Annotated in this window: 21 protein-coding genes; 8 read left to right on the forward strand and 13 right to left on the reverse strand. The window is 68.8% G+C overall.

The window, feature by feature from the left end; genetic code table 11:
• Positions 1–14: 14 nt before the first annotated feature.
• The 5 genes from EV647_RS03640 to recA all read right to left on the reverse strand — a co-directional run bounded on the left by EV647_RS03640 (position 15) and on the right by recA (position 5,214).
• Positions 15–203: a hypothetical protein gene (locus EV647_RS03640; RefSeq protein WP_133998379.1), complete on the reverse strand. Its 189-nt coding sequence runs from the start codon at positions 201–203 to the stop codon at positions 15–17.
• Positions 204–786: 583 nt separating this feature from the next.
• Positions 787–1,278, reverse strand: coding sequence for an antitoxin (locus tag EV647_RS43485; RefSeq protein ID WP_133998382.1), 492 nt, complete (start codon positions 1,276–1,278; stop codon positions 787–789).
• Positions 1,279–1,623: 345 nt separating this feature from the next.
• Positions 1,624–2,007 (reverse strand): MmcQ/YjbR family DNA-binding protein, encoded by a 384-nt coding sequence (locus EV647_RS03650; RefSeq protein ID WP_238175116.1) that lies wholly within the window; start codon positions 2,005–2,007, stop codon positions 1,624–1,626.
• Positions 2,008–2,039: 32 nt separating this feature from the next.
• The gene (locus EV647_RS03655) at positions 2,040–2,534 is read right to left on the reverse strand and encodes a regulatory protein RecX (RefSeq protein WP_238175117.1); all 495 of its coding nucleotides are present in this window, start codon (positions 2,532–2,534) and stop codon (positions 2,040–2,042) included.
• Between the two features lie 1,609 nt (positions 2,535–4,143).
• On the reverse strand, positions 4,144–5,214 hold the full coding sequence (gene recA, locus EV647_RS03660; protein WP_133786321.1) for a recombinase RecA: 1,071 nt from the start codon (positions 5,212–5,214) through the stop codon (positions 4,144–4,146).
• A gap of 249 nt (positions 5,215–5,463) precedes the next feature.
• Between recA and EV647_RS03665 the strand changes: the two genes are divergently transcribed.
• The 3 genes from EV647_RS03665 (at position 5,464) to EV647_RS03675 (ending at position 9,100) form a co-directional block, all read left to right on the forward strand.
• Positions 5,464–6,255 (forward strand): hypothetical protein, encoded by a 792-nt coding sequence (locus tag EV647_RS03665; RefSeq protein WP_133998388.1) that lies wholly within the window; start codon positions 5,464–5,466, stop codon positions 6,253–6,255.
• Positions 6,256–6,295: 40 nt separating this feature from the next.
• Complete coding sequence (locus tag EV647_RS03670; protein ID WP_133998391.1) at positions 6,296–6,856, forward strand: GrpB family protein; 561 nt, start codon at positions 6,296–6,298, stop codon at positions 6,854–6,856.
• 129 nt (positions 6,857–6,985) lie between these two features.
• Complete coding sequence (locus tag EV647_RS03675; RefSeq protein WP_133998394.1) at positions 6,986–9,100, forward strand: MMPL family transporter; 2,115 nt, start codon at positions 6,986–6,988, stop codon at positions 9,098–9,100.
• On the opposite strand, the gene EV647_RS03680 is transcribed toward EV647_RS03675, so the two are convergent.
• Together EV647_RS03680 and EV647_RS03685 are read right to left on the reverse strand one after the other, a co-directional pair.
• On the reverse strand, positions 9,101–9,295 hold the full coding sequence (locus tag EV647_RS03680; RefSeq protein WP_133786317.1) for a DUF3046 domain-containing protein: 195 nt from the start codon (positions 9,293–9,295) through the stop codon (positions 9,101–9,103). It abuts the gene before it with no gap.
• Positions 9,292–10,455, reverse strand: coding sequence for a hypothetical protein (locus EV647_RS03685; protein ID WP_133998397.1), 1,164 nt, complete (start codon positions 10,453–10,455; stop codon positions 9,292–9,294). The genes EV647_RS03680 and EV647_RS03685 overlap by 4 nt, the downstream gene beginning before the upstream one ends.
• Before the next feature lie 109 nt (positions 10,456–10,564).
• Here EV647_RS03685 and EV647_RS03690 point away from each other — a divergent pair, with 109 nt between their 5' ends.
• The 3 genes from EV647_RS03690 to EV647_RS03700 all read left to right on the forward strand — a co-directional run bounded on the left by EV647_RS03690 (position 10,565) and on the right by EV647_RS03700 (position 16,576).
• A complete protein-coding gene (locus EV647_RS03690; RefSeq protein WP_133998400.1) occupies positions 10,565–15,217 on the forward strand; it encodes an ATP-dependent helicase in 4,653 nt (1,550 codons plus the stop codon).
• Positions 15,218–15,228: 11 nt separating this feature from the next.
• Entirely contained in the window at positions 15,229–16,014 is a 786-nt protein-coding gene (locus EV647_RS03695) for an Fpg/Nei family DNA glycosylase (protein ID WP_133998403.1), read from the forward strand.
• Positions 16,015–16,114: 100 nt separating this feature from the next.
• A complete protein-coding gene (locus EV647_RS03700) occupies positions 16,115–16,576 on the forward strand; it encodes a DUF4262 domain-containing protein (RefSeq protein WP_133998406.1) in 462 nt (153 codons plus the stop codon).
• Positions 16,577–16,584: 8 nt separating this feature from the next.
• On the opposite strand, the gene EV647_RS03705 is transcribed toward EV647_RS03700, so the two are convergent.
• The 4 genes from EV647_RS03705 to EV647_RS03720 form a co-directional block, all read right to left on the reverse strand.
• The gene (locus EV647_RS03705) at positions 16,585–16,872 is read right to left on the reverse strand and encodes a helix-turn-helix domain-containing protein (protein ID WP_133998409.1); all 288 of its coding nucleotides are present in this window, start codon (positions 16,870–16,872) and stop codon (positions 16,585–16,587) included.
• Positions 16,873–17,035: 163 nt separating this feature from the next.
• Complete coding sequence (locus EV647_RS03710) at positions 17,036–17,509, reverse strand: CinA family protein (RefSeq protein ID WP_133998412.1); 474 nt, start codon at positions 17,507–17,509, stop codon at positions 17,036–17,038.
• A 227-nt stretch (positions 17,510–17,736) separates the two neighbouring features.
• Complete coding sequence (locus EV647_RS03715; RefSeq protein ID WP_133998414.1) at positions 17,737–17,961, reverse strand: DUF2188 domain-containing protein; 225 nt, start codon at positions 17,959–17,961, stop codon at positions 17,737–17,739.
• The gene (locus EV647_RS03720; protein WP_133998417.1) at positions 17,951–18,370 is read right to left on the reverse strand and encodes a DnaJ domain-containing protein; all 420 of its coding nucleotides are present in this window, start codon (positions 18,368–18,370) and stop codon (positions 17,951–17,953) included. The genes EV647_RS03715 and EV647_RS03720 overlap by 11 nt, the downstream gene beginning before the upstream one ends.
• On the opposite strand from EV647_RS03720, the gene EV647_RS41865 reads away from it, so the two are divergent.
• Entirely contained in the window at positions 18,369–18,536 is a 168-nt protein-coding gene (locus EV647_RS41865) for a hypothetical protein (RefSeq protein WP_166680219.1), read from the forward strand. The genes EV647_RS03720 and EV647_RS41865 overlap by 2 nt on opposite strands.
• 172 nt (positions 18,537–18,708) lie before the next feature.
• Here the strand turns inward: EV647_RS41865 and EV647_RS03725 are convergent, their stop codons facing one another.
• Together EV647_RS03725 and EV647_RS03730 are read right to left on the reverse strand one after the other, a co-directional pair.
• The gene (locus tag EV647_RS03725; RefSeq protein WP_133998422.1) at positions 18,709–18,996 is read right to left on the reverse strand and encodes a hypothetical protein; all 288 of its coding nucleotides are present in this window, start codon (positions 18,994–18,996) and stop codon (positions 18,709–18,711) included.
• 54 nt (positions 18,997–19,050) lie between these two features.
• Positions 19,051–19,494: an Hsp20/alpha crystallin family protein gene (locus EV647_RS03730; protein ID WP_133998425.1), complete on the reverse strand. Its 444-nt coding sequence runs from the start codon at positions 19,492–19,494 to the stop codon at positions 19,051–19,053.
• A gap of 134 nt (positions 19,495–19,628) precedes the next feature.
• Here EV647_RS03730 and EV647_RS03735 point away from each other — a divergent pair, with 134 nt between their 5' ends.
• Complete coding sequence (locus tag EV647_RS03735) at positions 19,629–20,360, forward strand: hypothetical protein (protein WP_238177015.1); 732 nt, start codon at positions 19,629–19,631, stop codon at positions 20,358–20,360.
• Positions 20,361–20,423 lie beyond the last annotated feature (63 nt).

Genomic DNA, 20,423 nt, shown 5'->3' on the forward strand with positions numbered 1-20,423 from the left:
CGTTCAGTAAGGCGTCACCGGGGTACGACGGTGCCGGCGCCACCTCCACTGAGGCGGTACCGGTGCTGCCACTTCCGGCGGTGCCGACGGTGCTGCTGCGCACTCGCTGCTGACGTGCTGTCCAGCGTGCTCGCGGTCCGCGAACCCCCGTCCGCCGACTGCAGGGACGCCACATCAGCGGCCGCCCAGCGTTGCTTGCTCACCGTGCGTCGCCGGTTGAACCCTCGGAGACCACGATGGCCCCGCTCGTGTCCCGTCGGGCTGCTGCCGTTCAGGTATTACGTGCGGCGCCGTCTATCCGACAGCGTCTGCACGACGCCGTCGTCCTTCCTTCAGCTCGGTCGAGCGTGGTTGCGTTTTCCCGGCCGGTCGGTAGTTTCACCAACCCGCCGTTCCTCATATCCGCCACCGTTTCGGTGGATTCATCCCTTCCTGATGCCGAGGCTAGGCGCGCCCCACCACCCGGTCAAGACGGACACTCATCGCCGCCACCGCCGATCTGCACAAGACCACCCACCAACCTGGTCTACTCCGGATCCCTCCGTCACCGCCCGTATGGGTTTGAGGAGCCGGTCCGCATGCAGCCGCCAGACGTGCCAGGTCAGCCCGGCCAGACCCAGCACTGTCGAGCTGACCGTTGCACCTAACTGGCGCTAACTGTTTGTGCTGCTGCCCTGGGAGCCGGTACGGGCAGAGGAAGCCGTCCGCGTGCAGGCCTCGGACGTGTCAGGTCAGCTCGACCAGACCCAGCGCTGTCAAGCTGACCACTGCGTGTAGCTGGTGGGGCTAGCCGTTTGTGCTGCTGCCCTGGGAGCCGGCACGGTCTTGCGACGCGCCGGGCGTTTCAGCTGTCGACTCACCGGGCGCCGCTTCGGACGTGCCTGCCGAGGCGCCGGCAGTGGATTCAGAACCCGTCACGGCGGACTCCGACCCGGCCGGCTCGGATGCGGCGGGCCCGGACGCGGTAGGCCCGGATGCGGTGCGCTCGGGTGCGGTGGGCCCGGATGCGCTGGGCCCAGATGCGCTGGGCTCGGTGCTGGTTGTTTCGGTGGGCTCAGGTGTGGATCCTGCTCCCGCCTGGTTCGGGGTCTCTGCGGAGTTCTTGTCGACGAAGCCGCCGACCTTCTGCTGGACTGCGTCGACCTTCTCCGCGTACTTCCCGCCGGTCTGCTTGTCGAGCAGGTCGCCTGCCTTCTCGACGCCGGCCTTGATCTTGTCCGGGTTCTGCTTGACGACATTCCGGAGCCAGTTCTTCGCCTGTTCCTGGAAATCGTTCATTGCACCCTCCGCGGTGTCTGGGGCGGATCGACGGAAAATTCCAGCCTACGGACCGGAGCAAATACCGGCCCTACCTCGGATAACACACCGTCACGGCGCACCCGTCAACGCCCCTCGCCGCAGCCCACCTCCCGAACCCACGTCACCCTCCGTAACCCCACCCCGGCCAAGCCCCGATCAGCAGCCCTCGACGCCCGTACGACACCACCGACCACACCGACCACACCGACCACACCGACCACACCGACCACACAGACCACACAGACCACACAGACCACACAGACCACACAGACCACACCCGACAAGCGGGCTCCGGGCTCCGGGGCTGGTGAGTCGGATGGCGGCCTAGGTGTTCCCGAGGTGTGCCTTGGCGATGTCCGCCGGTGCGTGCACCAACCAAGCGTCGAGTAACGCTTCCTCGAGGACGTCCTCAGACACCTCGTCCAGCTGAACCAGCACCGCGGCGTACCCGTTGAAATGCGGAATCGTGAAGAACCCGTCCCCCGCCCGTGCCTGCAGCACTGCTTCCTTGTCCGCCAGGTCCTCAACGACCAGCGCGACGATCGGCCCACTCGGCGGCGTCTCGTCCCCGAACCGCCTCAGGTCCGCCTTGCTGAACGGCCGTTCCCACGCGTACGCCTTCCCAGCGACCTTCCACGTCCGCATCCCGTGCCGAGTGGTCTCCTCAGTCCCGGGCAACCCCAAGACCACCCGCTCCACATCACCCATGCTCGTCACCCGACCGACGCTACCGGCAGGAACTACTCGGGTTCGAGGCCGGAGGAGTCGAGGAGGGGGAACTCTTCATGGCCGGCGTCGAGCTCCTCCTTGACGACGGTCATCGCGAGACCGCCCGGATACCCCTTGCGGGCAAGCATTCCGAGCAGCCGCCGCATCGCCACCTGCCGCTCGAGCGAACGCATCGACCGCAGCTTCCGCCGTACCAGCTCGCGGGCCTTCTCCTCTTCCTGCTCGGGTTGCAGCTCCTCGAGCGCATCCCGCGCCAACTCGTCGTCGACCCCGCGCCGCCGTAGCTCCTGCGCCAGCGCCCGCTTCCCGAGCCCCCGCCCGCGATGCCGCGACTCCACCCACGCATTCGCGAACGCGGCATCGTCGATCAACCCGACGTCGGTAAACCGATCCAGCACCGCATCGGCCACCTCGTCCGGAATGTCCCGCTCCGCCAAGACGTCGGCCAGCTCGGCCCGGGTTCTCGGCTGACCCGTCAACTTGTCCAGCAAGATCGTCCGAGCCACGGAGTACGGATCCGCGGCCGCCCCATCGAGCTCCGGATCTCCCGTCCCCTGAGGCTCCTCCGCAACGGGCCGCTTCCCCCTCCGTCCAAATCCCCCACCGACCCGCCGCGCACTCCCCCGCCCGGCCCCACTCCGAGTCGACGCGCCCCCACCACCGGCAGTGTCAGCGGTGGCGAACCGGGTGCCATCGTCCGTCGTACCTGCGGGCGCCGCACCCGACGTACCTGCGGTTGGCCACACGGGCTCCGCTGCGGGTGCATCGGCTGCTGTGTCCGCAGTTGGCCACGCGGACTCCGGGGTGGGTGCACTAGCTGCTGTGCCCGCGGACGTGCCACCTGCCTCGGCCTCACCACGGCTCGCAACTGGGCGGCGACGAGGTGAGTTGGTCGCGGGTTGGTGGGTCTCGTCCGTCGAGCCGGGTGCCGTCTCTCCGGAGGAGGGTGCCGCAGCGATTGTTGGGCGAGGCGCCTCGACTGGGTCTGCCCACGGGTCGAACGCGCCGGCTGTGTCGGCCGCGGTTTGGTGAGTCTCGTCCGTCGAGCCGGGCGCCATCTCTCCGGAGGAGGGTGCCGCAGCGATTGTTGGGCGAGGCGCATCGACTGGGTCTGCCCACGGGTCGAACGCGCCGGCTGTGTCGGTCGCGGGTTGGTGAGTCTCGTCCGTCGAGCCGGGTGCCGTCTCTCCGGAGGACGGTGCCGCAGCGGTCGTTGGCGGAGGCGCATCGACTGGGTCTGCCCACGGGTCGAACGCGCCGGCTGTGTCGGAGGCGGCGACCGTGTCGAAAGCGTCGCGCGAGATCGACGTCGTCGTGGTGTCCGCGGCTTCTTCATCCTGTCCCGCTCCGCCGGTGTCAGCTGCTGACGGCTCGGGCGTCGGGCCGCTGGCCTCAGAGGTGGAACCGTTCGAGGCACTGCGATCCGAGGTAGAGCGATTCGAGGTAGAGCGACGCGGGGCATCGCGGGGTGGGGCGGGCGCATCGCCGGGTGGGACGGGCGCATCGTCAGGTGGGGCGGGGGCATCGTCAGCGAAGGCTTGGGCCTCGGCTCGGCGCGCGGCGGCCTGGTTCTCGAACGCTTGGACGGTTCGCTTGTCGTCGCCGCCCCAGGGGTCGACGGTGCCGGCGGTTCGCCTGATGGAGCCGGTACGTCGCGTCGTACTCCGCTCCGACTCCCCGCTGTCCAGGAAGTCGCCCGGGTCCTCCCACGGGTCGGCGGCGCGCACTCCACGACCCCGAGTACGACTTCCTCGCCTCGTACCAGCCGAGGAATCGTCGCTGTCACCAGACACACCATCTCGACGAGCGTCGCCCGACGAGGACGCCGATCGCGACGCGTCACGCTCCGCGGACACCCGCCGAGCCGCCGTTCGCCGGTACGACCTGCGCTCGGCAGCAGCTGGCTCCGTAGCGGACGACTCGGTAGCGGACGACTCCGTGATGGCCGACCCGGTGGTGGTCGACCCGGTGGTGGTCGCGGGCGCGGTTGCTCCTTCGGCCAGGAGTTTGCGGGCCAGGGCGAGGCGTTCGTCGTGCGGTAGAGACAGCGCCGCGGGGGCAGCGTCGTCGGCAGCTGATGGCTGCCGAGGGACGCTGCCGCCCGCGGAGGGTCGATCAGAAGTCGACATCGACCTCGGCCGCGGCCGCATCGGCCGGCTGGTCAAGGGTCGGGCCGATGCCCATCTTCTCCTTGATCTTCTTCTCCAGCTCGTTGGCCAGATCGGGGTTGTCGCGCAGGAAGTTCCGCGCGTTCTCCCGGCCCTGGCCGAGTTGGTCGCTCTCGTACGTGAACCAGGCGCCGGCCTTGCGGACGAAGCCCTGATCCACGCCGAGGTCGAGCAGGCTGCCCTCGCGGCTGATGCCCTGGCCGTAGATGATGTCGAACTCGGCCTGCTTGAACGGCGGGGCCACCTTGTTCTTGACGACCTTGACGCGGGTCCGGTTACCGACGACGTCGGTGCCGTCCTTCAGCGACTCGATCCGGCGCACGTCCAGCCGCACCGACGCGTAGAACTTCAGCGCCTTACCACCGGTCGTCGTCTCCGGGGAGCCGAACATGACGCCGATCTTCTCGCGCAGCTGGTTGATGAAGATCGCGGTCGTGTTCGTCCCGCTGACCGCGCCGGTCATCTTCCGCAGCGCCTGGCTCATCAGCCGGGCCTGCAGACCGACGTGGCTGTCACCCATCTCGCCCTCGATCTCGGCCCGGGGCACGAGCGCGGCCACCGAGTCGATCACGACGATGTCGATCGCGCCGGAGCGCACCAGCATGTCGGCGATCTCCAGCGCCTGCTCACCGGAGTCGGGTTGCGAGACCAGCAGCGCGTCGGTGTCGACGCCCAGCTTCCGCGCGTACTCCGGGTCGAGGGCGTGCTCGGCGTCGATGAAGGCCGCGATCCCGCCGGCCCGCTGAGCGTTGGCGACCGCGTGCAGCGCGACCGTCGTCTTACCGGAGGATTCCGGACCGTAGATCTCCACCACCCGGCCGCGCGGCAGACCGCCGATCCCGAGCGCGATGTCGAGCGAGATCGACCCGGTCGGGATGACCTCGATCGGCGGCCGGTTCTGCTCGCCCAGCCGCATCACCGATCCCTTGCCGCACTGTCGCTCGATCTGCGTCAGCGCGGTCGCAAGCGCCTTCTCGCGATCGGCCGCCGCGCGCTCCGCACTCGCTACACCCGCCATGTGACTGCCACCTGACCCATCTGATAATCCGGGGCCGCCGCCGGCCACCCGAAGGAACTTTGTTGTCGCCAGAGAAGGTATTCGTTGCCTCCGACAGTTTTCGCCGCGACTTCGAATCTGTGGACAACTCGGCCGTCCAACCACCTTCCGAGCACCAAAGTATCCCGAACACGTGTTCGAATCACAACTGACACGCCGAAGGCTGTTCCGGCAACCATCCTGACCCAGATGATCCCTACCCTTGCGGACGTGACAGACCGTCCCGACGTACCCGATTCCGCCGTGGTCCTCGCGATCAGCCGGGTCGAATTCGGTATCGACATCGTGCTCGACGCGCTGCGCTCCCAGGACCCGTTCGGCATCCGCACCGTCCTGGCCGAGTACTCCGCCCAGGAGCAGCCCAACCTCGCCGAGAAGGGCCTGATCCTCGCGATCGACCGGCTGCTGCAGATGAAGGTGCCCGGCCACGAGGAATGGCCGACCCTGCCGCTGGCCAAGCGCTGCGACTGGTGGGTCGAGCGCCTCGGCGGGTTCGCCGCGGTCGTCGCCGGTCTCCCCCGGCTCAGCGGCGCGGCGGCGGACCGGCTGCCGATGAAGGACACCCTCGGCGCGGCCGTGCAGGCGATGGTGATCGGCGCGGTCTGCCGGGAGTACGGCGTGGAGGCGCACGCCGACCGTACGTCGGTCATCATCCGCGTACTCACCGATCGCCCCATCACGCCGGACGAGGTCCTCAAGTACGACGACCCGGAGATCGCGGGCAAGGACGTCTCCGAGCAATTGGGCCTCCACGAGGTCTCGGCGGACATGGGGTTGCGCAAGGGCGTCCGGCTGGTCTGGCGACTGAGCAAGCTGTTCGGCGGACTCAGCGAGGTGTTCGAGGACCGCCCGCGCGGCAGCCTGGGTGCCCGGTTCGTCGGGAAGCTCCCTGGCGTCGGCGTGGTCGGTGGGTTCTTCGACGAGCGCAAGGGCATCAAGAAGGCGGCGTACGAGGCGGCGGATCTGCTCACCACCAGCGCGTTCCGGGTCAAACCGGTGTAAAGGCTGGGACCTGCCACCGCGGTCCTGGGATGATCTCCGCATGACTGGGATCGTCATCGCGCGGCCGGACGACACCTGGCCCGCGCAGTACCAGAAGACCGCGCAGGTGATCGGCCGGCTGCTCGGCGAGCTGGCCCAGCGGATCGACCACATCGGCTCCACTGCGGTACCCGGTCTGCCGGCCAAGGACGTCCTCGACATCCAGGTGACAGTCGGTACGGAACCGGACCTGGACGACGTCGCCGAACGGATGGCCGCCGCGGACTGGGAGCTCCGCCCGCCGCGGCGCGACCACCCAGTGCCGGGTCTGCCCGCGGACGACATCCAGTGGGTGAAGCGGATGCTGGTCGAGCCGATGTACCGGCGCCGCGTGAACCTGCACATCCGCGTGGCAGGGCGGGCCAACCAGCGCTACGCGCTGCTGTTCCGCGACTACCTGCGCAGCCACCCGGAAACGGCACGCGCGTACGCCGTCTTCAAGCGGCAAGCGGCCGCGCTCCGGCTCGAGATCGGTGACTACACCGATCTGAAGGACCCGGTCTGCGATCTCATCTATCTACCGGCCGAGGAATGGGCCGCCCGCACCGGCTGGACGCCTTAGCCGACGGAGGGTGACCGGGGCACTACTCCGGGATCGTTGACCCTCTTCCTCCCAGCCACCAGGCTGGACCGGGGGCGTTGTGAGCGGTCCGGCGGGCGGGCGGACGCCCCGTCAGGGGGCGTGGTTGGGGTGGGCGGAGCAGGACGGCTGGCGGCATTGCCGTGCGGCAAGGTGTCGAAGTGGATCGTGCTGGCTCTCTGGATCGTCGCGATAGCGGCCTCGTTCGCCCCCGCAGGAAAGCTGACCGGTGCGCAGGAGAACGACGCCGTCTCCTGGCTGCCCGGCAAGGCCGAGTCGACCGAGGTGCTGAAGGCATCCGAACAGTTCTCCTCGCCGGACGAGATCCCGGCGGTCCTGGTGTACGAGCGGTCGTCCGGTATCACTCCCGCGGACCAGCAGGCCGTCCAGAGTCACATCGCGCAGTACGGCGAACTGCAGGACGTCGACCGGGATGTCGTCGGACCCATCCCAGCTCAGGATCACAAGGCTTTGCAGGTCCTCGTACCGATCAACGCCGGTTCCGGGGGCTGGGAGACGATCGGTGCACGAGCCGACGACATCAGGCGGATCGCCGGCGATCGGCCTGACGGACTGTCGTTCCACGTCACTGGACCGGGCGGCTTCGCCGCTGACTCCCAGGAGGCCTTCGCCGGCATCGACGGCAAGCTCCTGTACTCCGCTGGAGCAGTAGTCATCATCATCCTGCTGCTGACCTACCGCAGTCCGGTCCTGTGGCTCCTGCCCTTGATCTCCGCGGGTGTCGCACTTTTCTCCGCCCAGGCAGTCGTCTACGTCCTGGCAACCCAAGCCAACCTGACCGTGAACGCACAAAGCGCAGGCATTCTCACGGTCCTGGTGTTCGGCGCGGGGACGGACTATGCACTCCTGCTCGTTGCTCGCTATCGAGAGGAGCTCAGACGACATCAGGACCGTCACGAGGCCATGGCGTTCGCGCTGCACCGCTCCGGTCCAGCGATCGTCGCATCCGGCTCCACTGTGGTCGCAGGCATGCTCTGCCTGCTCTTCGCATCAATGAACTCGACTCGCGGGCTCGGTCCGGTCGCTGCCGTCGGCATCGTGATCGCGCTGCTCGCCATGCTCACGCTGCTGCCCGCACTGCTCGTCATCTGCGGCCGCTGGGTGTTCTGGCCACTACGTCCGACCTACGGCTCGGACGACCACACCGAGACGAGTGTCTGGGGACGTATCGGCCGCCGCATCGCCGTACGGCCGCGACTGACATGGATCACCACGTCCATACTGCTGGGAATTGCCTCGCTCGGCATCTTGACGCTGAACGCCGGCGGACTCTCGAACGAGGACTCCTTTATCGGTACGCCGGACTCGGTGGTCGGGGAGAAGGTCGTGGCGGCCCACTTCCCAGCCGGTGCCGGAAACCCGCTTGTCGTGATCAGCAGGGCGGACAAGGCCGCAGACGTCCGTACGGCGATGTCGTCGACGCAAGGCATCGCCGAAGTCGGGGAACCGCGGGTGGCGAGCGGCCTCGCGTACCTCGAGGGCACCATGACGGATGCGGCGGACAGTCAGGCCGCGAAGGAGACTGTGGATCGCGTGCGCGCCGCAGTGCACGCCGTACCGGATGCGGACGCGCTGGCCGGAGGCGGCGCGGCAATCCTGCTCGACACCCAGCGGGCGTCCGATCACGACAACAAGATCATCATCCCGGTCGTACTCGCGGTGGTGCTGGCGATCCTCGCGCTGCTGCTGCGCGCACTGGTGGCTCCGGTATTGCTGGTCGCAACCGTGGTGCTGTCGTTCGGGGCGGCGCTCGGGATCAGCTCCTTGGTGTTCAAGGCCCTCGGTTTTGAAGGTGCCGACACGTCGCTACCGCTTTTCGTCTTCGTGTTCCTGGTGGCGTTGGGCATCGACTACAACATCTTCCTGATGACCCGGGTGCACGAGGAATCGAAGGTCCACGGCACCCGGCGCGGCGCGCTGATCGGAGTGGCCGCCACCGGTGGTGTGATCACTTCGGCCGGTCTGGTGCTGGCGGGAACCTTCGCCGTGCTGGCGACGCTGCCGGTGGTCGCGTTCGCGGAGATCGGGATCGCGGTCGCGCTCGGTGTCCTGCTGGACACCATCGTTGTCCGGTCGGTGCTGGTCACCGCGTTGAACCTCGACGTCGGACGACACCTCTGGTGGCCGAGCGCGCTGGCGCGGCAGCGTGATCCGGAAGCCCCCGAGAGCCTGCCCGAGCCCGAGCCGACGCTCACCAACACCTAGTCAGCGTTCGCTGGGCGGAAGGTTGAGGTGCGCCCACACGGCTCGCCAGACGAACTTGGCGGCCTCACCGTCGTCCAGGGCCTCGACGACCGTGCGGCCGCCGAGCTCCTGGACCACCTGGGTCTCTGCCCAGGTCCGTGCATACGCAGGCCCGAGATGGTGATCCATCCGTGCCCAGAATTCCGTCAGTCTCATGCCTGCCCGTCGTTGTCCTTCGGCGGCGGTCCCCACCCGCCCTGCTGCCCCTGCTGAGGCGCCGACGGACCACCCTGCGGTCCCCAACCACCCTGCTGCGGCGGCTGCTGACCATAACCCTGCTGCGGCTGCCCAGGCTGCTGCCCCTGGCCAGGCTGCTGTCCCCAGCCGCCAGGACCCTGCTGCGGCGGCTGCTGAGGCTGCCCAGGGTACTGCTGCTGACCAGGCTGCTGCCCCTGCGGCGGCTGACCCGGGTACTGCCCCGGCTGCCCACCGTACTGACCAGGCTGTCCGGGCTGTCCGCCGTATTGACCAGGCTGACCCGGCTGCCCGCCGTACGGACCAGGCTGTCCCGGCTGTCCGTACGGACCGGGCTGGCCTGGGTACTGCCCGCCGGGACCCTGCTGGCCGTACTGCTGCCCGAACCCAGGCTGCCCCGGGTACTGCCCGGGTCCGCCGTACTGACCCGGCTGGCCCGGGTACTGCCCCGGGAACTGTTGGCCGTAGCCCTGCTGCCCCTTCGCCTTGCGGCTACGCAGGATGAAGAACACCGCCGCGCCGATCGCCAGCAGCACGAGCACGATGATCAGGATCAGCGCCCAGGTCGGGAACCCGCCACCGGCCTCGGAGGTCAGCGAGATCTTCCCGAGCTTGTCGAGACTGTCGTACGTCGCCGTACGGCCGCTGACCTTGGCGCCGCCGTCGTGCTCGAGGATCTTGCCCGGCATGGTGATCTTGAAGTTCACCTCGGGCTGGCCGCCGGTGGACGGCAGGCTGCCGCCCATGTCACCGGCCGCGACCTTCACCGTGACCTTGTCGCCGTCCTTGGTGAAGCCGACGCCGTCGCCGCTCGAGCTGCCCATCTTGTCGAACGGCACACTCTCGAACGTGCAGTTGGAGCCGACGTACTTGTCGTCCTCGTACGCCTTGCAGGTGACGCCCTGGGTGGCCGACTCCTTGATGCCGCTCTCGATCTGCTGGCGGACCTTGTCGAGGGACTGGCCGCTGGACTGCAGCAGCTGCTTGTCCACCCCGATCTTCATGTTCCCCGAGACCGTCTCGTTCGACCCGACCTTCAGGTCGGCGTCGAGCTTGACGCACCCGGTCAGCCCGACCAGGCAGGCCACGACGACGAGGGCTGCACGTACGCGGTTCATCATGCCGCCGATCATTCCAGACGAAAGGGACAACCGGCGCACTGGACGGAAAGCGCCTGCTCACGGTGGGCCACCGGCCGGCTCGTGAAAACTGTCGGCGCGACCCGGCAAGATGGTCGGCGTGAAGAAGACCAGCGCGTTGAGCCGGTTCTCGCCCGCGACCCGGGCGTGGTTCGGCGACGTTTTCGAGGCGGCCACCCCGGCCCAGCTCGAGGCGTGGGACGCCATCACCGCGGGCCGGGACGCGCTGGTGGTCGCCCCGACCGGCTCCGGGAAGACGCTGGCCGCTTTCCTGTGGGCTCTGGACCGGCTGGCCACGACACCGCCGCCGGACGATCCGAAGTTGCGCTGCCGGGTGCTCTACGTGTCACCGCTGAAAGCGCTCGCGGTCGACGTCGAGCGGAACCTTCGCGCACCGTTAATCGGTATCCGGGAGACCGCCCGCCGGCTCGGCGAGGCGCCGATCGACGTCGAGGTCGCGGTGCGCTCGGGCGACACCCCGGCCAACGAGCGGCGGCGGTTCGCCACCCGCCCGTCCGACGTGCTCATCACGACGCCGGAGTCCCTGTTCCTGTTGCTGACCTCGCAAGGCCGGGAATCGCTGCGCGGGGTCGAGACCGTGATCGTCGACGAGGTGCACGCGGTTGCCGGGACCAAGCGGGGTGCGCATCTCGCGCTGACCCTCGAGCGGCTCGACGCATTGCTGCCGCAGCCGGCGCAGCGCATCGGCCTGTCGGCGACCGTGCGACCGGTGGAGGAGGTCGCGCGGTTCCTCGGCGGCGAGCGGCCGGTGACGGTCGTGCAGCCCAAGTTCACGAAACAGTGGGATCTGAGCGTCGTCGTACCGGTCGAGGACATGGCCGAGCTGGCCGCGACCGAGGTGGAGACCTCAGGTTCCGCGGCCGGTCCGCAGCAGCACGCCTCGATCTGGCCGCATGTCGAGGAGCACGTCTTCGACCTGATCAGTCAGCACAGTTCGACGATCGTCTTCTCGAACTCGCGCCGTCTGGCCGAGCGCCTGACCGCCCGGCTGAACGAGATCGCCGCCGAGCGCGCCGAGCTGGAGCTGCCGGAGCTCGGCTCCCCTGCGCAGCTGATGGCGCAGTCCGGTGGCTCGCTCGCGGCTCCGCCGTTGATCGCGCGGGCCCACCACGGCTCGGTCAGCAAGGAACAGCGGGCACTGATCGAAGCGGACCTGAAATCCGGTCGGCTGCCGTGCGTGGTGGCGACGAGCAGCCTCGAGCTCGGCATCGACATGGGTGCGGTGGATCTCGTGATCCAGGTCGAGGCGCCGCCGTCCGTTGCGAGCGGGCTGCAGCGTGTCGGTCGTGCGGGTCACCAGGTCGGAGCGGTGTCGCGCGGCGTGCTGTTCCCCAAGTTCCGCGGCGATCTGATCGACACCGCCGTGGTCGTGCAGCGGATGCGCGACGGCCTGATCGAGAGCCTGCACATCCCGGCGAACCCGCTTGACGTCCTTGCGCAGCAGATCGTGTCGATCGTGGCCTTGGACTCGATCGACGTCGACGAGCTCTTCTCCCTGGTACGACGCTGCGCGCCGTTCGCGACCCTGCCGAGATCGGCGTACGACGGGGTGCTCGACATGCTGTCCGGCCGGTACCCGTCGGACGAGTTCGCGGAGCTGCGGCCGCGGATCGTGTTCGACCGGGTCAGCGGTGAGATCTCCGGCCGGCCGGGTGCGCAGCGGCTCGCGGTGACGAGCGGCGGGACGATTCCGGACCGCGGGCTGTTCGGAGTGTTCCTGGTCGGCGAGTCGACGAACCATCGGGTGGGCGAGCTCGACGAGGAGATGGTTTACGAGTCGCGCGTCGGCGACGTGTTCACCCTCGGCGCGTCGAGCTGGCGGATCGAGGACATCACGCACGACCGCGTGCTCGTCTCCCCCGCGCCGGGTCAACCGGGCAGACTGCCGTTCTGGAAGGGCGATGCGGTCGGGCGGCCGGCGGAGCTCGGGGCGGCGACCGGCGCGTTCGTCCGAAAGATGGCTTCGCTGCCTGCGGGGAAGGCAGTCGAGCGCGCGCGGACCGCGGGCCTGGACGAGTACGCCGCGAACAACCTCGTCTCGTATCTCGCCGAGCAGCGCGACGCGACCAGCCGGGTGCCCGACGACGTGACGATCGTGGTCGAGCGGTTCCGCGACGAGCTCGGCGACTGGCGGGTGTGCGTGCACTCGCCGTACGGCGGTCAGGTGCACGGCCCGTGGGCGCTGGCGATCGCGGCGCGGCTCCGGGATCGCTACGGGATGGATGCTCAGTCGGTGTCCGGCGACGACGGGATCGTGCTGCGCCTGCCGGAGACGGACGAGCCGCCGCCGGGCGCGGATCTGGTGCTGTTCGATCCGGCGGACATCGAGGATCTGGTGACGACCGAGGTCGGTGGGTCGGCCTTGTTCGCGGCGCGGTTCCGCGAGTGCGCGGCGCGGGCCCTGCTGCTGCCCCGACGCAATCCGGGACGACGGTCACCGCTGTGGCAGCAGCGTCAGCGCGCCTCGCAGTTGCTGAGTGTCGCGAGCAAGTTCGGGTCGTTCCCGATCGTCCTCGAGACCCTGCGCGAAGTCTTGCAGGACGTGTACGACCTGCCGGCGTTGAAGGATCTCCTGACCGGCATCAGTGAGCGCCGGATCTCGGTCGTCGAGGTCGAGACGCCCGAGGCGTCGCCGTTCGCGAAGTCGTTGCTGTTCGGCTATGTGGGCGCCTTCATGTACGAGGGCGACAGCCCGCTCGCCGAGAAGCGTGCTGCCGCGCTGGCGCTGGATCAGAGCTTGCTGGCCGAGCTGCTCGGGCGGACCGAACTGCGTGAGTTGCTCGACGCCGAGGTCGTACTGCGGACCGAGGCCGAGCTGCAACGCCTCGCCGAGGATCGCCGAGCGCGCGATGCCGAAGGGTTGTTCGACGTACTGCGGATCGTCGGTCCGCTGTCGTTGCCGGAAGCAACGCAACGGTGCGTCGACGGCTCGGATGCGGAGTCCTGGCTGACGTCGCTCGCGGCCGCGCGACGCGTCGTACGGGTGCGGATCGCGGGCGAGCATAGGTGGGCGGTCGTCGAGGACGTGGCCCGGTTGCGCGACGCGCTCGGCGTGCCGCTGCCACCCGGCGTTGCCGAGGCGCATGCGGAGCCTGTCGCCGATCCACTCGGCGACCTGGTGTCCCGGTACGCGCGGACGCACGGACCGTTCCGGGCGATCGATCTCGCGACCCATCTCGGCATCGGAGTCGCAGTCGTCACCGACGCGCTTCGGCGGCTGACCGCGGCCGGCCGAGTCGTCGAAGGCGAGTTCCTGCCGGGTGGAATCGCGCTCGAGTGGTGTGACAGCGAGGTCCTCCGGCTTCTCCGGCGACGCTCCCTCGCCGCGTTGCGGAAGGAGGTCGAGCCGGTCGATCCCTCCGCGCTGGCGCGATTCCTGCCGGCCTGGCAGGGCATCACGAGCAGCCGCGGCCGCGGGTACGACGTACTACTCGGCGCGGTCGAGCAACTCGCGGGATGCGCGGTGCCGGCGTCGGCGCTGGAGTCGATCGTGCTGCCGTCGCGGGTGCCGGGGTACCAGCCGTCGATGCTGGACGAGCTGACCGCGACCGGCGAAGTGGTCTGGGCCGGCTCGGGTTCACTGCCCGGGACCGACGGCTGGGTATCGCTGCATCTGGCGGACAACTGCGACTTGACGCTGCCCGACCCGGATCCGGCTTTCGAGCTCGGCGAAACCCATCAAGCTGTGCTGGACGCGTTGTCAGGCGGCGGTGCGTTCTTCTTCCGGCAGTTGAGCGACGTCGTCGGATCCAGTTCCGGTGCGATCGACGACGAGACGCTGGTCGGCGTTCTCTGGGACCTCGTCTGGGCCGGGTATCTGACGAACGACACGCTGACGCCGGTCAGATCGCTCGTCGGTGGTGGCCGCGGCAGTCACCGAACACGGCGTGCGACTCCACGTGCGCGGCCGGGACGTCCGGCCCGGCCAGGACGACCCGCGATGCCGTCTCGCAGTGGTCCGCCGACGGCCGGTGGGCGGTGGTCGTTGCTTCCGGCCCGAAGTTCGGATGCGACCCGCCGGGCGCACGCGGCGGCCGAGACCCTACTCGATCGCTACGGCATCGTGACGCGAGGTTCGGTGATCACCGAGCGGACGCCCGGTGGGTTCGCGGCCGTCTACAAGGTGCTGAGTGCTTTCGAGGAGTCCGGGCGGTGCCGGCGCGGGTACTTCGTCGCAGGTCTTGGAGCTGCCCAGTTCGCGCTGCCTGGCGCAGTCGATCGGCTGCGGGCGCTCGCCGAGCTACCGACTTCGGCTACGAAGCCTGACGGACCGTTCGGTCCTGCGGGACGGTTCGGTCCCGGTGGCGCGCGGACGGGCGGTGCGGCTCGCGGCCGGAAGGACGAGGAGTTGACCGCGCGCGCCGTCGTACTGGCTGCGTCCGATCCAGCCAACCCGTACGGTGCCGCGTTGCCCTGGCCCGAGCGGGAAAGCGCCGGCGGTCATCGGCCGGGCCGGAAGGCGGGCGCGTTGGTCGTGATGGTCGACGGCCAGCTGATCGTGTACGTCGAGCGTGGCGGGCGGACCGTGCTGAGCTTCACGGAGGATCCCGATCTGCTGCAGCCGGCCGTCGACGCGTTGGCGCTGTCGATCCGGGACGGTCAGCTCGGCAAGCTCAGCGTGGAGACGGCCGACGGTGAGCAGGTTCGCCATACCGCGTTCGGGGATGCCTTGGCCAAGGCCGGCTTCCACGCAACGCCGCGCGGCCTGCGGCTCCGGGCTTGAAGTAGGCGGTCATGCCTGAAGGAGACACTGTCTGGCGAGCCTGTCAACGTCTGAATCAGGCCCTTAGCGGGCAGGAACTCGTTCGGACGGACTTCCGTGTGCCTTCGTTGGCGACGACCGATCTGAGCGGGCGGACGGTGCAGGAAGTCGTTGCGCGCGGCAAGCACATCCTGATGCGAATCTCCGGTGGGCTCACGCTGCACAGCCACTTCCGGATGGACGGTAGCTGGCATCTGTACCGCCCCGGCGAACGTTGGCGCGGCGGACCCGACCACGAGATCCGCGTGGTCCTCGAAACCTCACCATGGACAGCCGTCGGCTACCGGCTGCCGGTGCTCGACCTCGTCGCCACCGGCAAGGAAGACACCGTTGTCGGGCATCTCGGCCCGGATCTGCTGTCGCCGTCGTTCGATCGCGCCCTCGCGATCGCGAACGTCGAGTCCGATCCAGGACGCACCATCAGCGAGGCGCTGCTCGACCAACGCAACCTCGCCGGGATCGGCAACTTCTACCGCACCGAGGTCTGCTTCCTGCTCGGCTTGCACCCGTGGCGCCCGGTCGAGGCTGTCGACGTCCCCGCGGCGATCGATCTGAGTCGCAAGCTGATGAAGGCCAACGTCCGCAACGGCACCCAGGTCAGCACAGGCATCGACCGGCCGGGACAACGCTCCTGGGTGTTCGAGCGCGCCGGCAAGCCCTGCCGCCGCTGCGGTACGACGATCCTCACGTCAACCCTCGGCGAGGCGACCCGCGAACGGGTCACCTACTGGTGCCCGGCCTGCCAGCCCGAAGCCTGACTCCTGGCGAAATTGCCCTGTGGACAACGCCTCCGGAAGGCGTGAACACGGATACCTTCTCTGACGCATCGAACAACTGTTCGAGCGAAAGGAGACGGTGATGTGCGACAAGTGCGGTGGCCTGGACGACGAGCAGTACTCGCGCCAGCTCGAGCGAAACATCCAGACGTACGGCTGGACGATGCAGTTCGTCGAGGGCGACGGCGCGCGGAACCCTGCCTTCGCGTACACACTCGGCCTGAGCCTCTACCGGCATCCGGAAATCATCGTCTTCGATCCGGAGCCCTGCTACGCCTACCTAGGGCTCAAGCCGCTCGCCTGGGCGGTGCTGGAAGGCGCGGCCTTCGACGAGGGCGACGACCTGTCCGGTTTCTTCCCACCGCCGCACACCGCCGAGCTCCTGCGATTTCCTGACTCGGCCCACCATCTGTACACCGCCAACACGATGTTCCGGCGGCCCGGTCAGCCGCCGCTGCCCGCGCTGCAACTCGTCTGGCCGACCCGGACCGCACTGATCCAGCCGTCCAGCAGTGGTTCGAATCCCGACGGAGGCGTCCGATGATCCGCGGCTCAGGCCGCGGCCACGACCTCGGGCTCGATCGTCGGGTGCGCCAGCACCAGGGCCTCTTCACGCGCCAGATCTTCGCTGACCTCGGCGAACACCATCGACAACGGCACGTCCAGCGCCGTGCAGATGGCCGCCAGCAACTCGCTCGAAGCTTCCTTCTGACCGCGCTCGACCTCGGACAGGTAGCCGAGGCTGACGCGTGCGTCGGCGGATACCTCGCGCAGAGTGCGCCCCTGGCGCAGCCGCTTACGCCGCAGCACGTCGCCCAGCAGGCCACGAACCAGCACCATGAGGTTTCTCCCTTCCGCCTGTCCGGTCGCGTCTACTCGCACGGTAGCTCGACCGTAGGAACCAACGGTACCTGTTGCTGGGTCACTACTTCTCGCAATGTCCACCTTCGGTGCGCCGTGCCAGTCTGCCTTACCTGTCCCCATGCTGGTCCCAACACCCCGATCAGTCGAGTTCTTCCGCCACAAGTTCCGCTCCGAGTTCCAGGACGGCCTGCACACTCCCCCGGCGCACAGCTGCCCGATCACCGCTCAGCTGCAACTTCCGGACCTGCACCGAGCCCGGTCCGGCCGCGGCGACGTACACCGTGCCGGCCTCGACGCCCGCCTGCGGGTCCGGTCCGGCCACACCGGTCGTCGCGAGCCCGTAGTCGGCCTCCAGACGCTCCCGCACGCCCCTGGCCAACGCAGCAGCTGTGTCCGGGTGCACCGGGCCCACAGCCGCCAGCAGTTCCTCCGGAACGCCCGCAAGCTTGGCCTTCAGGTCAGTCGCGTAGACCACCACGCCACCCCGATACACAGCCGACACTCCGGGCACATTCGTCAGAACCGCCCCGACCATCCCACCGGTCAACGACTCAGCAGTTGCCAGCGTCACGCGGCGTTCCAGCAACAACCCCACCAGCCGCTCAACCGCCACCTCAACTCCACCGCCCACGGCCACTTCCCACTCCCAACCCGCGCCAACTCGTCACCCACCACCCAACACCACCACGGCACCCAGCCCATGACACGCCACCCACGCGGCGACCGGAAGGCGGCAGCATGACGAGGCTCGCTCAGCAGCCGACGGCACCGCCCCGTCCGACGAGGGGCTCGAAATCGGCGGCGGGTTGGTCGATCTCGTGCGGTTCCAGTGCGGCGTGGTCAGCTGGCGTCGGATTCTCGGCGGTCGCAATAGGAGTTGTGTTCGGCCGTGGTGCCGTCAGGGTTGGTGATGATGTGGTCAACGCCGTACCAGCTGGCCACGGTGGCGCCTTGGCTGACCTGGCGTTCCTTTTCGCCACCGACGGCGAAAGGGTTGGTGCTGTGCCGCCAGCGTGTCTTCCAGATGCCGTTCTCGCAGTAGGTTTCGACGTCGTCAACGGCCATCGTGGCCTTCTCTCGTACGGCGCGAGCCCACCGCTCCGGTCGACCCATCCGTGGTGGTCGGCAGCGGGTCCCAACGTACTGAGCCGACCCGTAGCGCTGCCCCGACCTGAACTGCCGCAGGCCCCCGAGGCGCGTGCCGGACGCGAGGCCGGAGTGCGGAAGCGTTGCTTGCGGTCGCTGGCCGGGAGCGGTCGTAGGCGGCTCGGCGGATCGGATCGCGCAGCGTGGCGTAGGCGGTCAGGAGCTCCTGCAGGCGCTGGTCGGCGTCAGCATCCAGCTCTGATGGTGTGCGGGTGTCGGGGTGGAGTTGGCGGACGACGCTGCGGAAGGCGTGGTCGAGGTCATCGTCGGCGGCGTCGCGGGCTACGCCGAGTACTGCATAGGGGTCGAGGATCGGTGAGGTGGTCATGGCTGTGCTCCACCAGGATCGCCGAGGTCGTCGGGCCGACGCCGTGCTTGCGGTGGGCGGGGTGGGCCTCGGCTGCGTGAACGGTGAGAACGCCGTGGGTCAGGTCCAGCTGGCGGTGAATGTCTTCGACATGGGCGAACGGCTCGTTCGGATCGAACCCGAGTGATGCGGCGACCCGCCACAGAGGTGTATGTCCTAGGAAGGACAGGCGGCGGAACGTAGGTCAACGCCGCTGGGTCGAGGGTGTGATAGGCGGGCGCCGCATCACCGGGTCAAGATTCCATCGATGTCGGGGGTCCTCACCTCCTCCGTACACAGGGCCGTTTCGGTCAGGTCTGTCAGTAGTTGCTTCGCTCCCGCGGAGGCCCGCGCTGGCGGCTGTGCGGCCGCCGCCGAGGCACGCGACTGTGCCGGAAGCCCACCCGGCGCGGCCATCGGCGTGGTGGCCGCCAAGCCCAGGGTCCGGCGGCCGGACCGGGCATCCGGGTGGGTGGTTCGCACGGTGCTTCCCAACAGGCAGCGATCAGGGCGTCGAACTCCTCGCGCACCAGCTCGTCGTCGGCGAGCACGAAGTCCGTGAAGACGTCGGCCTCGTCGAGTGTGCGCTCTGTGCTGGTCGCCCTCATCGATCTCACCTCATCGACAAGTGCCCGCCGGTGACGGCGGTGTCAGGTTGCTGGTCAGGCGTCGATCTGCTTGCGGTCGCTGCCGGTGTCCATGATCGCGATCTTGCGCGGCTTGGCCTTCTCGGCAATCGGGATCTTGAGGGTCAGTACGCCGGCGTCATAGCTCGCCTCGATCCGGTCGGCGTCCAGGGTGTCGCCCAGGAACAGCTGCCGGGAGAACACGCCGAGCGGCCGTTCGGAGACCTGCATCTCCACGCCGTCGCCGAGCTCGAGCGGCCGGCGCTCGGCCTTCACCGTCAGCACGTTGCGCTCGACGTCGAGGTCGATCGCGTCCGGTGAGACCCCGGGCAGGTCGAACGACACGACGTACTGCTCGCCTTGCCGGTAGGCATCCATCGGCATCGGGGTCGGGCGTGACCACGTGCCCGGCGTCTGGCTTCCGAAGAACTGCTGGGCAAACCGGTCCAGCTCGCGGAACGGGTCGGTGCGCATCAACATCGTCCTTACACCTCCTGAGTGATCGCTTGCACAGTGGTGTCAACACGCACTTCCCTTATAACATGTCAACGAAACGATGACAAGTGGCACTTGTCATCCAATCGCTGACATACTGAGCTGAAGGAGGTGATCAGGTGAGAGGCACCGACACGCCGGACGACACGCACGACGCAGAGGACACATACGACCGAGACGACGCGCACGATCGAGACGACACGCGCGACAGAGATGACACACAGTCCTCGGCGGCCGCCGACATCGCCGCGGTGGAGAGAACCGTGCGACAACTCGCTCCCGACGGCGAGGGCGTCGCGTCCACGGGCCGGGACGGTGCCGGCGCAGCGCAGATGCTGGCGGCGCTGACCAAGCTCCATGCCGTGCAGAACCAGCTCGCCGCCTGGGAGCCGCTGCTGATCGGAGCGGCCCGCGCCGAGGGCGCGAGTTGGGCCGCGATCGCCCCTGTGCTCGGGGTGGCCAGCCGCCAGGCGGCCGAACGCCGCTTTCTGCGCCTGAACCCGCACAGCGCGGACCGCGTCGGGATGACCGGAGAAGAACGGGTGCAGGCCGCCCGCGACCGTCGCGCCGGCCAACGCGCGGTCTCCCGATGGGCCGATGCCAACGCCGCGGAGCTGCGCCGGCTCGCCGCACAGATCGCCGCGTTGGAAGACCTCGACTCCGCGACCCAGGACAGCGTCGACCAGGTGTTCGAGGCCCTCGGCGACGCGGACACCGCAGCCCTCCTCGGTCTGCTGGTCAAGGCCGAACCGCACCTGCAGGAAACCCACCCGCACCTGGCCGGGGAAATCGCGGCGATCGGCCGGACCACCGACCGGCTGCGCCGCAGGCCCAACTCCGACACCAGCTGAGCCACCCCTCCGGCACGAGCCGAGCCACCCCTCCGACACTGGCTGAACCACCCCTCCGGCACT

The organism is Kribbella sp. VKM Ac-2566 (genome assembly GCF_004366005.1).
Taxonomy (GTDB): Bacteria; Actinomycetota; Actinomycetes; order Propionibacteriales; family Kribbellaceae; genus Kribbella; species Kribbella pratensis.